General features: G+C 59.0%; 13 protein-coding genes and 1 tRNA gene. 6 read left to right on the top strand and 8 right to left on the bottom strand.

Annotation, left to right across the window (positions count from 1 at the left end):
- Window positions 1–106 precede the first annotated feature (106 nt).
- The 3 genes from ACR0C6_RS19675 to ACR0C6_RS19665 all read right to left on the bottom strand — a co-directional run bounded on the left by ACR0C6_RS19675 (window position 107) and on the right by ACR0C6_RS19665 (window position 1,672).
- On the bottom strand, window positions 107–1,267 hold the full coding sequence (locus tag ACR0C6_RS19675; RefSeq protein WP_480620764.1) for a WD40/YVTN/BNR-like repeat-containing protein: 1,161 nt from the start codon (window positions 1,265–1,267) through the stop codon (window positions 107–109).
- A gap of 114 nt (window positions 1,268–1,381) precedes the next feature.
- A complete protein-coding gene (ykgO, locus tag ACR0C6_RS19670; protein WP_008755722.1) occupies window positions 1,382–1,507 on the bottom strand; it encodes a type B 50S ribosomal protein L36 in 126 nt (41 codons plus the stop codon).
- Window positions 1,508–1,597: 90 nt separating this feature from the next.
- Window positions 1,598–1,672: transfer RNA gene (locus ACR0C6_RS19665), tRNA-Val, on the bottom strand.
- Window positions 1,673–1,820: 148 nt separating this feature from the next.
- Here ACR0C6_RS19665 and ACR0C6_RS19660 point away from each other — a divergent pair.
- Window positions 1,821–2,681 (top strand): N-formylglutamate amidohydrolase, encoded by an 861-nt coding sequence (locus ACR0C6_RS19660; RefSeq protein WP_171172618.1) that lies wholly within the window; start codon window positions 1,821–1,823, stop codon window positions 2,679–2,681.
- Window positions 2,682–2,683: 2 nt separating this feature from the next.
- On the opposite strand, the gene ACR0C6_RS19655 is transcribed toward ACR0C6_RS19660, so the two are convergent.
- Together ACR0C6_RS19655 and pyrF are read right to left on the bottom strand one after the other, a co-directional pair.
- Window positions 2,684–3,937, bottom strand: coding sequence for a DNA polymerase IV (locus tag ACR0C6_RS19655; protein WP_480447655.1), 1,254 nt, complete (start codon window positions 3,935–3,937; stop codon window positions 2,684–2,686).
- 339 nt (window positions 3,938–4,276) lie between these two features.
- The gene (gene pyrF, locus ACR0C6_RS19650; protein ID WP_480447656.1) at window positions 4,277–4,987 is read right to left on the bottom strand and encodes an orotidine-5'-phosphate decarboxylase; all 711 of its coding nucleotides are present in this window, start codon (window positions 4,985–4,987) and stop codon (window positions 4,277–4,279) included.
- Window positions 4,988–5,087: 100 nt separating this feature from the next.
- Between pyrF and ACR0C6_RS19645 the strand changes: the two genes are divergently transcribed.
- The 3 genes from ACR0C6_RS19645 to clpB all read left to right on the top strand — a co-directional run bounded on the left by ACR0C6_RS19645 (window position 5,088) and on the right by clpB (window position 9,228).
- Window positions 5,088–6,068, top strand: coding sequence for a tetratricopeptide repeat protein (locus ACR0C6_RS19645; RefSeq protein ID WP_480620761.1), 981 nt, complete (start codon window positions 5,088–5,090; stop codon window positions 6,066–6,068).
- Between the two features lie 100 nt (window positions 6,069–6,168).
- Window positions 6,169–6,483 (top strand): hypothetical protein, encoded by a 315-nt coding sequence (locus tag ACR0C6_RS19640; RefSeq protein ID WP_480620760.1) that lies wholly within the window; start codon window positions 6,169–6,171, stop codon window positions 6,481–6,483.
- A gap of 126 nt (window positions 6,484–6,609) precedes the next feature.
- Complete coding sequence (clpB, locus tag ACR0C6_RS19635) at window positions 6,610–9,228, top strand: ATP-dependent chaperone ClpB (protein ID WP_480447660.1); 2,619 nt, start codon at window positions 6,610–6,612, stop codon at window positions 9,226–9,228.
- A 45-nt stretch (window positions 9,229–9,273) separates the two neighbouring features.
- On the opposite strand, the gene ACR0C6_RS19630 is transcribed toward clpB, so the two are convergent.
- Both ACR0C6_RS19630 and ACR0C6_RS19625 read right to left on the bottom strand, forming a co-directional pair.
- Complete coding sequence (locus tag ACR0C6_RS19630) at window positions 9,274–9,882, bottom strand: hypothetical protein (RefSeq protein ID WP_480620758.1); 609 nt, start codon at window positions 9,880–9,882, stop codon at window positions 9,274–9,276.
- Window positions 9,883–9,929: 47 nt separating this feature from the next.
- Window positions 9,930–10,745 carry a cyclase family protein gene (locus ACR0C6_RS19625; protein WP_480620757.1) on the bottom strand — a complete coding sequence of 272 codons (816 nt, stop codon included), beginning with the start codon at window positions 10,743–10,745 and terminating at the stop codon, window positions 9,930–9,932.
- 331 nt (window positions 10,746–11,076) lie between these two features.
- On the opposite strand from ACR0C6_RS19625, the gene msrP reads away from it, so the two are divergent.
- Window positions 11,077–11,979 carry a protein-methionine-sulfoxide reductase catalytic subunit MsrP gene (msrP, locus tag ACR0C6_RS19620; RefSeq protein ID WP_480620791.1) on the top strand — a complete coding sequence of 301 codons (903 nt, stop codon included), beginning with the start codon at window positions 11,077–11,079 and terminating at the stop codon, window positions 11,977–11,979.
- 4 nt (window positions 11,980–11,983) lie between these two features.
- Window positions 11,984–12,598: a protein-methionine-sulfoxide reductase heme-binding subunit MsrQ gene (gene msrQ, locus ACR0C6_RS19615; protein ID WP_480620755.1), complete on the top strand. Its 615-nt coding sequence runs from the start codon at window positions 11,984–11,986 to the stop codon at window positions 12,596–12,598.
- A 64-nt stretch (window positions 12,599–12,662) separates the two neighbouring features.
- Here the strand turns inward: msrQ and ACR0C6_RS19610 are convergent.
- Window positions 12,663–12,890, bottom strand: a 228-nt coding sequence (locus ACR0C6_RS19610; protein ID WP_480620754.1) for a hypothetical protein, incomplete at its 5' end; no start/stop codon positions are given.

Genomic DNA, 12,890 nt, shown 5'->3' with positions numbered 1-12,890 from the left:
GACAGATTTACTTGGTCAAATGAGCGCAGGCGCCCTTGCGAGGCTTTTCCGGGCGGGCGCGACTTGAGTTGAACGGGAAGATCCGCGTCACAGGGAAGTGTCTGGATCACTCACGATCAAGTACCTCAACTGCAAGGATCGTGGGCAAATGGCGCGCGACTTCCGTCCAGGTGTCCCCTTCATCAACACTGGCAAAAACCGAGCCGCTGTTGGTCCCGAAATAGACACCGGCGGGGTCTCGGTGGTCTCCGGCCATGGCCTGTCGCAGAACAGTGAAAAAACAGCTTTCTTGCGGCAACCCACGCCGCTGGTCTTGCCATGTTGCGCCTCCATTTGTGGATTTCCAAACTGCCGCAGCGGCATCCGGTGGATAGCGCCCGATGCTGTCTCCGTTCAAAGGTAATGTCCAGATCGTGTCAGGATCGCGTGGGTGCACATGAATCGGAAATCCAAAGGTGGATGGCAGGCCTTTGGTGATGTCATCCCAACTGCGCCCTCCGTCGGCCGAGCGCCAGACACCGTGATGGTTTTGCTGGTAGAGCAAATCCGCGGTTCCCGGAGCTTGAACCATGTTGTGGACGCAATGACCCGTTTCACCATCCCTGGGGGCAGCGGGATGATCATGATGCGTGCAAGATTCGGCGTTGGACAATCTGTTGCGCCGCTCCCAGCTTGCGCCGCCATCCTCGGTTGCAAACACACCCGCAGCGGAAATGCCGACCCAGAGCTTTTTCGAATCATTTGGGTCAGTCACGATTGTATGCAGGACCAGTCCCGCACCGCCGGGATTCCAATCGGGTGCTGAGGGGTGGTTTGTCAGGCCCTCAAGCGTGTCCCATGTCCGACCATTGTCGTGGCTGGCAAGCAGGCGGGCCGGTTTTGTGCCAGCGTACAACGTTCCATGTTGATAACGCAAAGACCAGACCTGAGAAAACTCATCGGCGAATGGTGCGGGTTCTCCGGTCCAGCCAATCATCTGGGCAAAATCCTGATCGTTGGCGGCCCACTCGTCCATTTGGCCCTTGGTGAGTTTTGCGACCTGCCAAGTCACACCGCCGTCTTCGGAACACCAGACACCGGCGCCATGCCAGTCACCACCGCCCCCGGCCCAAAGCGTGCCCGTTTCCTTGTCGCCGATGACGTGGTTGATCGGCCATCCTTCGCAATGCGGGCCCGTCACTTTCCAGCCTGATCTGTTCTGATCACCAGAGATAATGAACGTTCCCTTGGTCGTCCCCACCAGTACGTCGATGCCGTGTTCGCGCATGGGTTTTACACTCCGCAATATCGAAGCAAGGGTAGCACGTCGGGCGCACAGGTGCAGAAAACAAAAAAAACCGCGCTCAAGAGCGCGGTTTTCTAAAACGATGTTTCGCTGTTCTCAGCCCTGACGAGCTTTGAACTTGCGCTGCGTCTTGTTGATAACGTAGACGCGGCCTTTGCGACGCACAATACGGCAGTCGCGGTGCCGATTCTTGAGCGAGCGGAGCGAGTTCTTGACCTTCATGGTCTGTCTCCAATCTGCGGCGCCTTCATCAAGGACGTGGCCAGCGCCTGGGTTACTCGGGTGTCCCGGATCTCCGGAACAGTGAAATCATGGTGGGCGGTACAAGGATCGAACTTGTGACCCCTTCGATGTCAACGAAGTGCTCTACCGCTGAGCTAACCGCCCACTTTCCCTTTGCGTGCCCAGCCCCATAACGAAATGGGGCGCGGAACCCCGCGCCGGTAGCGGGGTCTATAAAAGGAGTCGCAAAGGGGTTCAAGGGGTTTGGTAGAACTATTTTCCGGTCTATGTTGATTGCGAACATGGAGGGATCATGCAGAACGCAGCCTTTGTATTGGATATGCCAGAAAACCGCAGTTCATGCGTGGTTTTTTCATCTCCGCATAGCGGGCGGAATTATCCAGAAGCGTTTTTGAAGCGGTCCGTTCTGAATCAAAGCGTGATTCGATCCTCGGAAGACGCCTTCGTGGATCAATTGTTTGCTGCTGCGGCCGAAAATGGCGCGCCTTTGATCAAAGCGACCATGCCGCGCGCCTATCTGGACCTGAATCGCAGTCTGGATGAACTGGACCCGGCGCTGATCAGCGGTGCCCGCAGGCATGGGCACAACCCCAGGGTCGCATCAGGGTTGGGTGTGATACCCCGCGTTGTGGCCAATGGACGGGCAATCTACAGCGGCAAGCTGACCATGGACGAGGCGCGGCTGCGTATCGACACCTATTGGCGCCCCTATCATGCACGTTTGAAATCCCTGCTGGCCGAATCACACGAGAAATTCGGCCAGGCCATACTGGTGGATTGCCACTCCATGCCGCATGAGGCGGTGGCCATGGCTGGTACGACCCGAAACAAACGGCCCGAGATCGTGCTGGGTGATCGGTTCGGTGCTTCGGCCTCGTCTGAAATCGTGGACCTCGTCGAATCGGCGTTTGCTGCGGCAGGTCTGAATGTTGTGCGCAATGCCCCGTTTGCGGGGGCCTATGTGACTCAGACTTATGGCCGCCCCACCCGCCAGCAACACGCGATCCAGATTGAAATCGACCGGGCCTTGTATATGGACGAAGAAAAGATTGCGCCGAACGCCAATTTCATGACGTTTTCGAAACTCCTTCGGCAGGTGGTGCGCGACATATCCAGGATCGGTTCCAAACCTCATCGTCTGGCGGCGGAATGAAACTAGCGCAAAGCACGGCCCTTCACGATTGCTTCCGGGCCGAACCTCTGGCGGATTTGGTCGGTGGCCCGCTCGGCCTGTGATCTGCGGGCGGCGCCGGGATCAAGCAGGTCGCCGGAGATGTCGGCCTGATCCGCCGGGCACAGGTCAGACAGGCCACACCCCAACAGGCGGTACGGCCCCTGATCCCCCACCTGATCGAAAAGCCCTTTTGCGGTGCGATAAATCCTGTCCGCGATCTGCGTTGCGTCCCGCAATGACACGCGCCGTGTCAGAACCTTGTGATTGGCTTTCTTCAGCTTCAGCGTAACGACCCGGCCAGCCAGATCCTTGGCCTTGGCCCGGTCCGAGACCTTCAGGGCCATGCGCCACAAATGTCCGTCCAGAACATCAATATTGGCGGTGTCCTCGAAAAACGTGGTCTCATTGCTGATGGATTTCATCGGTTCATGGGCTGAAACGCGCCGTTTGTCCTGACCCCGTGCCAAATGCCACAGGCGATACCCCATCGAGCCGAAACGCGCAGTCAAAGCCTCCTGATCCCAACGCAGCAGGTCGTTGAAGGTTCGAATCCCTGCCCGGTCCAGTGTTTCCTGCGCGGCGGGGCCAATGCCCCAGATCAACCTTACGGGTTTGTCATTCAGAAACTCTGCCGTCTCTGCCTTGCCGATCACCGAAAACCCGCGGGGCTTGTCGAGGTCCGAGGCAACCTTGGCCAGAAACTTGTTGTGACTCAGCCCGATGGATCCTGTCACACCCAGTTCATCCTTCATGCGTTTGACCAGGCGCGCCAGCATGACGGCCGGGGGGGCTCCGTGCAGGCGTTCGGTGCCGGACAGGTCCATGAAAGCTTCGTCAAGGGACAGGGGTTCGACCACTGGTGTCAGTTCGTCCATCATGGCGCGGATGTCCCGTGACACCTGGGCATATACGGACATGCGTGGTTTGATCACGACGGCATCGGGGCACAGTTGCAGCGCTTTGAACATGGGCATGGCGGATCGCACACCGCGAATTCGGGCCACGTAGCATGCCGTGGACACAACACCGCGTTTGCCGCCGCCGATGATGACAGGCTTGTCTGCCAGTTCCGGATTGTCCCGCTTTTCCACCGAAGCATAGAAGGCATCGCAATCCATATGCGCGATGGACAGATCAAACAGTTCGGGATGAGACTTTACCCTGGGGCTGCCACAGGCCGTGCAGCGCCGTTCGTTCGTCAAAGGGGTCAGGCAATCTCGGCAAAGACCGGGCATCTGCGTCCTCGTGTGTTCCGCAGTTGTCTTGGGGGTTCCTTATATCATCCAGTGGTATCGATCAAAGATCATTCAGAGAAAAGAAACCCCCCGCGCTTTGCGGGGGGAAGTAACGAACCTCAGGAAGAGTAGGTTCGTTGGGGAGTAAATCCCCTTAAGAATCGCTAAGATTTTCGGGCTGAGATAGGGTTAAGCGCGCTTTTCAAAAACTCGCTTTTTGAATGTGTGTTTTCTGGCACAGGGACGATTTGGCGCGGATTCGCGAAAAATTGACGTAAGGTCAACCTGTTGCGGCGGTTTTTTCAGCATGAATCCCAGTTTAAACGAAGGCCCTTCTCATCACGTTTTTAGAGAATTTAACTCGGTCAAAACGGCCGCGGCCGCGGATTTCGGATCTTCGGCCTGATAAATGGGGCGGCCAACTACGATATGATCCGCTCCGTCCTGGATGGCGCTGGCCGGTGTGGCCACACGTTTTTGATCGCCCAGTGCCGCGCCTGCCGGACGCACGCCGGGGGTTACGATCAGCCGGCCCGCCGCCTGGGGCAGGGCGCGGATCAGGGCGGCCTCCTGCGGGCTGGCGATCACGCCGTCGGCCCCGGCCTCGAAGGCGTGGGCGGCGCGTTCCACCACCATGTCCTGAACGTCACCGGCCTTCATCATGCCGGCATCCAGATCGTCGCGGTTCAGCGAGGTCAGGATTGTCACCGCCAGGATCTTCAGATCCTTGCCCGCCGCCCCTTCCTTGGCGGCGCGCACCACATGCGGGTCGCCATGCACGGTCAGGAAATCCAGATCGAACTGCGCCAGCCCCCGCACCGCGTTTTCCACCGTGTTGCCGATGTCGAACAGCTTCATGTCCAGGAAGATGCGCTTGCCATGTTCCTGCTTGAGCTCGTTGGCCAGTGCCAGCCCGCCGCCTGTCAGCATGCCCAGGCCGATCTTGTAGAACGACACGGCGTCGCCCAGCGTCTCGGCCAGCTTCAGCCCTTCCAGCGCGTTGGGGACGTCGAGGGCGACGATCAGGCGGTCATCTGCGGTTCGGGACATTGTTTCGGCCTTTCAAACTTGACGGGATCGGCGCTTCTGTAGAGCGTGTGACGCATTGAGACAAGAAAAGACGCAGGAAAAAACGGGATGATACGGTTGGGTGTGGTGGCCTCGGCCGGAACCCGACCCTGACGATCCACCGCAGGACCCCGACTATTCGGATGGAGAGTGTGACTGCCTGATGGCCGCTGCCGCTCCGGGGCAGTCGCCCTATTTCGACGGGGTGAAATGGGCCGACATGGACGCCGAGAATGCGATGGCGATCTGTGCCGATCTGCTGCTGAAAGACCAGGATGTCGATGCCGAGGTCGCCGCCGCCTTTGGCCGGGCGCTCATGAAAGGCGGCAAGCTGGAAATGGCGCTCGAGTTTTCGGAACTGGCCGCGATGGAGGGCAGCGGGCTGGCGATGAACACGCTCGCTTCTCTCTATAATGATGGCGAGATCGTTCCCGCGGACCACGAGACCGCGTTTGCCTGGTACATGGCGGCTGCCGAAACCGGTCTGCCGATGGGGATGCACAACGTCGCTTATGGCTACGAGAACGGGAAAGGTGTTGCGCCCGACATCGACAAGGCGCTGTACTATAACGAAAGGGCCGCGTTCTTCGGATATGAGCCGTCTCTGCTGCACCTCGGTGTAATCTATCGCGAAGGCACGCATGTGACGCGCGATATGCAGCGCGCGGTCGACTATCTGAAGATGGCGGCTCGAAACGGCAGCGCCGATGCCGCGGCGCGTCTGGGCTACATCTACGAGATCGGCGAGAACGGCTACTCCAAGGACATCGAACAGGCGCTGGATTATTATTTCCAGGCCGCCAGGCAGAACAATGTCGTGGCGCTGCACAATCTCGGGTCTTTGACCTATCACGGGCGGGACGGTGTGCCCCAGGACACGGAAGCGGCCCTGTTGTTCTGGGGCAGGGCCGCAAAGCTGGGCGATGTGAAATCGCAGCGCAAATTCGGCCGGTTGCTCTATGAAACCGGCGATGTCGAAAAGGCGCTGAGGTTTCTTCGCCTCGCGGCCGAGCAGGGCGATGACGAGGCGCAAAAGCTGATCCGGCAGATCGAAGGCGGTTGACCCCCTCGGCTGACAAACGAGCCAGCGGTGTCCCCGCATTGTCCCAACTGTGCTATGGTGCTGCCATTCTGAAACGAAAATTGCATCAAGGGGACAGACCATGAAGCACCTTGTTCCGCTGGCCGTCGTCGCCACGCTGGCCGCCTGTGCCGACACGCCGCCACAGACCGAAACAGGCGCCGCGCCGCCCCCGACCAATGATGATTTGTATCTTGTCCGCGGCTATCGGTCCGAAGATGACTGGTGCCAGTTGACCGGCGAAACCGCCTTTACCGGCAATTTCCTCGACCACACCGCCGACCTTGTATCCTGCCCCACGGGCAGCGCCGCCGCGCAGTCTCTGGTCGAGACGAACGATGCCCGGCAGGTGGCCGAAACCGGGGGCTACACCGTCTATACGATTCCGCGTGGTTGAGGCGTTTTTCCACTCTCTAGCCTCTTGAAGCGGCGGAGAAGTTTCCCAGATTGAGGTCAAGGCCCGGACCACTGCGTGCTGCCAAGCGGGCGCAAAATCACCGGGCGCTTGGAAAAGGAGAAAACCATGGACTTGAACAAGTTCACTGAACGGGCACGGGGGTTCGTGCAGGCGGCGCAGACCATTGCGCTGCGCGAGGGGCACCAGAGGCTGGAGCCCACACATATACTCAAAGCATTGATGGATGACGATCAGGGGCTGGCAAGCAATCTGATCACACGCGCGGGCGGCGCGCCGATCCGCGTGGTCGAGGCGCTTGACGCAGCCATGGGCAAGATACCGAAAGTCAGCGGCGATGCCGGCCAGATTTACATGGACGGCCAGACGGCCAAGGTTCTGGACGAGGCCGAAAAGATCGCCACCAAGGCGGGCGACAGCTTTGTGCCGGTCGAACGCGTGTTGATGGCGCTGTGCATGGTCAAATCCAAGGCCAAAGAGGCGCTGGAGGCGGGTGCGGTATCTGCGCAAAAGCTCAACGAAGCCATCAACGATATCCGCAAGGGGCGCACTGCTGACACCGCAACGGCGGAAGAGGGCTATGACGCGCTCAAGAAATATGCCCGCGACCTGACCGAGGCTGCGAGCGAAGGCAAGATCGACCCGATCATCGGCCGCGACGAGGAAATCCGCCGCGCGATGCAGGTCCTGTCGCGCCGCACCAAGAATAACCCGGTTCTGATCGGTGAACCCGGCGTCGGTAAAACCGCGATCGCCGAGGGCATGGCCCTGCGCATCGTCAACGGCGACGTGCCGGAATCGCTGAAGGACAAGAAGCTGCTTGCGCTCGACATGGGTGCGCTGATTGCCGGCGCGAAATACCGTGGTGAATTTGAAGAACGCCTCAAGGCTGTTCTGACCGAGGTGACCGAGGCCGCAGGTGAGATCATCCTGTTCATCGACGAGATGCACACGCTGGTTGGCGCGGGCAAATCGGATGGTGCGATGGATGCCGCCAACCTGATCAAGCCTGCGCTTGCACGGGGTGAGCTGCACTGCATCGGTGCGACCACACTGGACGAGTATCGCAAATACGTCGAAAAAGACGCGGCCCTTGCGCGCCGCTTCCAGCCGGTGATGGTTCAGGAACCGACGGTCGAGGACACGATCAGCATTCTGCGCGGTATCAAAGAGAAGTACGAGCTGCACCACGGCGTGCGCATCTCGGATTCGGCGCTGGTGTCGGCGGCGACCCTGTCGCATCGCTATATCACCGATCGGTTCCTGCCCGACAAGGCCATCGACCTTGTCGACGAGGCGGCGTCGCGTCTGCGGATGGAGGTGGACTCCAAGCCCGAAGAGCTTGATCAGCTGGATCGTCAGATCCTTCAGATGCAGATCGAGGAAGAGGCGCTGAAGCTGGAAGACGATGCGGCATCGAAGGATCGCCTGGAAACCTTGCAGAAGGATCTTGCCGAACTTCAGGAAAAATCCGCCGAGATGACCGCGCAGTGGCAGGCCGAACGCGACAAGCTGGCTGGCGCGCGGGATTTGAAGGAACAGCTCGACAAGGCGCGGGCCGATCTGGAAATCGCCAAGCGCGAAGGCAACCTCGCCAAGGCGGGTGAGCTGTCCTATGGCATCATCCCCGAGCTTGAGAAAAAGCTGTCCGAGGCCGAGAATGCCGAAAGCAACGCCATGATGGCCGAGGAAACGGTGCGTCCCGAACAGATCGCCAGTGTTGTCGAACGCTGGACGGGCATCCCGACCGCCAAAATGCTGGAAGGTGAACGCGAGAAACTGCTGCGGATGGAAGAAGAACTGCATTCGCGCGTGATCGGTCAGGATGCGGCAGTCACCGCGGTTGCCAATGCAGTACGCCGTGCGCGTGCGGGTCTGAATGACGAAAACCGCCCGCTCGGCTCGTTCCTGTTCCTTGGGCCGACCGGCGTGGGTAAGACCGAGCTGACCAAGGCCGTGGCGAATTTCCTGTTCGACGACGACAACGCGATGGTGCGCATCGACATGTCCGAGTTCATGGAGAAACACGCGGTCGCCCGTCTGATCGGTGCCCCTCCGGGCTATGTCGGTTATGACGAAGGTGGTGTGCTGACCGAAGCCGTGCGGCGCAGACCCTATCAGGTCGTGCTGTTCGACGAGGTCGAAAAGGCGCACCCGGATGTCTTCAACGTGCTGTTGCAGGTTCTGGACGATGGCGTTCTGACCGATGGTCAGGGCCGCACCGTGGACTTTAAACAGACGCTGATCATCCTGACGTCTAACCTTGGGTCTCAGGCGCTCAGCCAGTTGCCCGAAGGTGCGGACAGTTCACAGGCCAAGCGCGACGTGATGGATGCGGTCCGGGCACATTTCCGGCCCGAGTTCCTGAACCGTCTGGACGAAACGATCATCTTTGACCGCCTCAAGCGGGCCGATATGGATGGCATCGTCGATATTCAGATGGCACGTCTGCAAAAACGTCTGGCCGCCCGCAAGATCGAGCTGGCCCTGGATGACAGCGCCAAGGAATGGCTGGCCAATGAAGGCTATGACCCGGTCTTCGGTGCCCGCCCGCTGAAACGCGTCATCCAGCGCGCCTTGCAGAACCCGTTGGCCGAAGCTCTGCTGGCCGGGGAAATCAAGGATGGTGACGTCGTTCCGGTCACCGCCGGGCCCGATGGTTTGATCATCGGTGATCGTTTGGGAACTTCCGAGCGACCCCGCCCGGACGATGCCGTGGTGCATTGATCTGACACCGTGAACTGAAAGGCCCGCTTTTTTGGCGGGCCTTTTTCATGTCGGCTTTCCATAGCCTTTGTTCAGATAATCACTGAGGACCTTCATCCAGACCTGCGCTTTCTCCATTTGAAACTGGGCCGTGAACCTCAGCTTCACAATACAATTTTCCACGACGCCGACTGCCAGAAGTTCGGACAGGCCATCTGATGCTTTGGCCTCGGCCCGATACGGCAACACCTGCGACGGATCACGCAACTGATAGGCGTTGATTTCACCAAGCTCGGCACCGCGCCGCGCAGCTATTGCAGCGATATCGCGTGCAGCTTGTTTAAAGCTTTCAAGGGCCATTTCGGATGAGACGTCCCTTTGTTGATGGTCATAGAAGAAAACCGTGATCTTGGAGGACGGGTCTGCAAAAGTGGCGGAATAGCCGAGGCCCGGATGGCTGTCTTCATAAACTTCCGACCCGATCTGGTTCAGATCGCTCAGGACCTGCGGCGCGCGCTCAAACAGCATTTTGCACGATTGCACATCAGCCCATGCCGATCCGCACAGCAAAGACAAAGAAACAACAAGGGGTCTGAGCAACATGAAGGCAGGTGTCCCGAACAGATCAAGAATGCACGAAGCCTTGGTCTGCAACTGTGGCAGAAGTTTGATCATGCCGGAAAGGTGGCCGGGCGGGCGTTGGTCGGCCGCCCGGGCATTAGTCAGATCAATGCAAAGATCCGCGCCGGCCCGCCGGTGCCGCCTTGGTGCTTGGGTGCGCCGATCACCAGCGTTGCACCAGACGCAGGCACGCGATCCAGCCCAGCCAGACATTCGATCCCGAACCGGCCTGACGGCAACCACGCGTAATGCGTCGCGAAATCCGCGGACATGCCGTGATCAAGAGACAGGGTATCAACGGCAATTGATCGTGCTCCGGTCTCCTCCATCAGCATCTGCGCGGCTTCAACGTGGAAGCCCGGGTAATGCTGCGCTTCGCCGTCGAAATTGCGGAACTCATCCGTGGCGGTTTTGCCTGCCCATCCGGAATGCATCGCCACGCAGGCACCATCTGGGATATCACCATTGGCCGCAACCCAGGCTTTCAGATCGTCCGGGGTGACGCGCGTGTCTGCGTCCTCGGCCGCTCGGGCGGCGATGTCCACGACGCATAAGGGGGCGACCAGATCCGTGACGGGGATTTCATCAACCGACGTCCCATCCGCCGAAAAGTGAAGCGGCGCATCGATATGCGTGCCCGTATGTTCGTTGATTGACAGGTTGAACAGATTGAAGCCGTGATCAGCAAAGTTGAAAGCCTGCTCGGCGGAAATGCCGGGTTCGCCGCCCCATGTCGGGAAATCCGGGCTCAGCGTATGGGTCATATCTTCGACACCGCCATGCCCGGCCGCCAGTGCCGCCGGCGCGACGGCCCCGGTTGCGGCTGCTGCAACACCCGAAGCGGCGGCAGCTTTGAAGAACCCGCGACGAGACAGCATCTTGTCTTTGACGGCATTCATTACGCAGATATCACACATTATTCTTCCTCCCATTGCGGCCAAAAGACTGCAATCGCAGCCTTGCCTCGCGTTCGGCTTGGCGTGGCGCCCGTCTGACAGAGTGCAGCCTTGCGCCCGCAGTTGTAAAGTTTTGTGCCCGTGTTCTGACAGTAATCCACGAAAACCGCGGTTTTCCGCCGGGCTTCAAAAGTTCTTGGGTCTATGGTTTTCGGTGCTGAAAACGTTACTCGAAGGCCCGGTCACATTGGAACGTTACAATCACTTCGCTCAATCGTTACGCCTGTTTCCGTGGCTCTGTGCTATCAGCACACTACGTCAATAGCGACCACTGAAGATGACGGAGACCCATATGGCGCATCGCTGGACCAATACTTTGACACATGCCGACGTCACCCCCCGGGCGGCGTTCCTCAACCGGCGGCAGGTTATGGCCGGGCTGGCAGGTGTCGGCCTGACTGCGATGGCCAAACCGGCGGCAGCACAGGATGGGTTGGAGCCGAACACGTGGGAAGAGATCACCACCTACAACAACTACTATGAGTTCGGGACCGGAAAAGATGACCCGGCGAAATATGCTCATACGCTGGTGACCGAACCCTGGAGCGTCACGATTGACGGTCTGGTCGACCGTCCCGGCGACTATGATTTTCAGGCCATCCTGTCCGAGATGACCATAGAGGAGCGGATCTACCGCTTCCGCTGTGTGGAAGCCTGGTCGATGGTAATTCCGTGGAACGGGTTTGAACTGGCCGACCTTCTCAATATGGCGGGCGTGCAAGACGGCGCGAAATATGTGGCTTTTGAGACGGCCTATCGCCCGGACGAGATGCCGGGAACGCGGTTTCCCGTTCTCGATTGGCCATACCGAGAGGGCTTGCGTCTGGACGAGGCGATCCACCCCCTGACAATCATGGCAACCGGAATTTACGACCGCCCGATTCCCAACCAGAACGGTGCGCCCTTGCGTCTGGTCGTCCCTTGGAAATACGGCTTCAAATCGATCAAGTCGATTGTTCGGATCACGCTTACAAAGGATGAACCGCCCACCAGCTGGAACATGTCCAATCCACGCGAATACGGGTTCTACAGTAATGTGAACCCCAACGTGGACCATCCACGCTGGTCTCAGGCTTCAGAGCGCGAGATCGGGGGCGGGCTTTTCGCGTCACGCAAGCCGACCCTGATGTTCAATGGCTATGAACAAGAGGTCGCCAGCCTTTATGAAGGCATGGATCTGACCAAGAACTATTAGGACCATGTCGGCGATTAACCAGACACTCCGCCGTATTCCGGTATGGGTCATATATCTGCTGGGGGCGTTGCCCGCGCCCTGGTTGTTTTATCTTGGCCTGAACGGTGGTCTGGGGGTCGAACCGATTGAGGCGTTGGAGCACAGATATGGGGAACTGGCCCTTCAGTTGCTGATTGCCGGTTTGGCGGTCACGCCCCTGCGCCGGCATGTCGGCCTCAACCTGATGAAGTTTCGCCGCGCAATCGGGGTGCTCACGTTTGTATACGTCGCCTTGCATCTTCTTGTGTGGCTGGTTCTGGATGTGCAGCTTCCCAGCCAGATCTGGGCGGATATCCTCAAACGCCCGTACATAACGGTCGGCATGGCGGCGTTCCTTCTTCTGCTTCCGCTGGCATTGACCTCCAACAACTGGTCGGTGCGCCGACTGGGACCGCGCTGGCGCAAGTTGCACTGCCTTGTGTACGCGGCCGCACTGTTGGCGGCGATGCATTACCTCTTGCTGGCAAAAGGATTTCAGATCGAGCCGCTTGCTTACCTGGCGGCCATCATCGCCCTGCTTGCACTGCGCCTGCCGATTCCCAACCTGTCTTTCCGGTCTAACAGGGCCGATTCCGCCTGACTCGGGCGTGAGTCTGTGGGTAATCATGTGCATAACGCGCTGAACCGGGAATTCTGACCTGTCATTACATGGTTGCCAGCGGCGGTGCGCTTGATTGATCCTGTTTAAGTATCTGTAATTGATGGATAAATGAACTTATGAAGAATTTCTTCTGTTTTTGTGTATTTTCCGCTTGCGGGATTTGTTTGTTATACTTAGAACCCCCTTCACCGGCGCTGCTGAGGCGGTGCTGACGGGTCGGAGAGACGGCCTGACGGACTGGAAAGACGGTTGAGACGCTCGGGAGAGACCG

This window comes from Ruegeria sp. AL12, from assembly GCF_056540885.1.
Note: the sequence above shows the minus strand (reverse complement) of the source record. Positions and strands in the feature narration are given on the sequence as shown.

What these genes read in the sequence shown, in the direction of transcription:
- ACR0C6_RS19630 (WP_480620758.1), bottom strand. Translation starts at nt 9,882, where the DNA reads ATGATCAAACTTCTGCCACAGTTGCAGACCAAGGCTTCGTGCATTCTT.
- ACR0C6_RS19625 (WP_480620757.1), bottom strand. Translation starts at nt 10,745, where the DNA reads ATGTGTGATATCTGCGTAATGAATGCCGTCAAAGACAAGATGCTGTCT.
- ACR0C6_RS19675 (WP_480620764.1), bottom strand. Translation starts at nt 1,267, where the DNA reads ATGCGCGAACACGGCATCGACGTACTGGTGGGGACGACCAAGGGAACG.
- ACR0C6_RS19640 (WP_480620760.1), top strand. Translation starts at nt 6,169, where the DNA reads ATGAAGCACCTTGTTCCGCTGGCCGTCGTCGCCACGCTGGCCGCCTGT.
- ykgO (WP_008755722.1), bottom strand. Translation starts at nt 1,507, where the DNA reads ATGAAGGTCAAGAACTCGCTCCGCTCGCTCAAGAATCGGCACCGCGAC.
- pyrF (WP_480447656.1), bottom strand. Translation starts at nt 4,987, where the DNA reads ATGTCCCGAACCGCAGATGACCGCCTGATCGTCGCCCTCGACGTCCCC.
- ACR0C6_RS19655 (WP_480447655.1), bottom strand. Translation starts at nt 3,937, where the DNA reads ATGCCCGGTCTTTGCCGAGATTGCCTGACCCCTTTGACGAACGAACGG.
- clpB (WP_480447660.1), top strand. Translation starts at nt 6,610, where the DNA reads ATGGACTTGAACAAGTTCACTGAACGGGCACGGGGGTTCGTGCAGGCG.
- msrP (WP_480620791.1), top strand. Translation starts at nt 11,077, where the DNA reads ATGGCGCATCGCTGGACCAATACTTTGACACATGCCGACGTCACCCCC.
- msrQ (WP_480620755.1), top strand. Translation starts at nt 11,984, where the DNA reads ATGTCGGCGATTAACCAGACACTCCGCCGTATTCCGGTATGGGTCATA.
- ACR0C6_RS19660 (WP_171172618.1), top strand. Translation starts at nt 1,821, where the DNA reads ATGCAGAACGCAGCCTTTGTATTGGATATGCCAGAAAACCGCAGTTCA.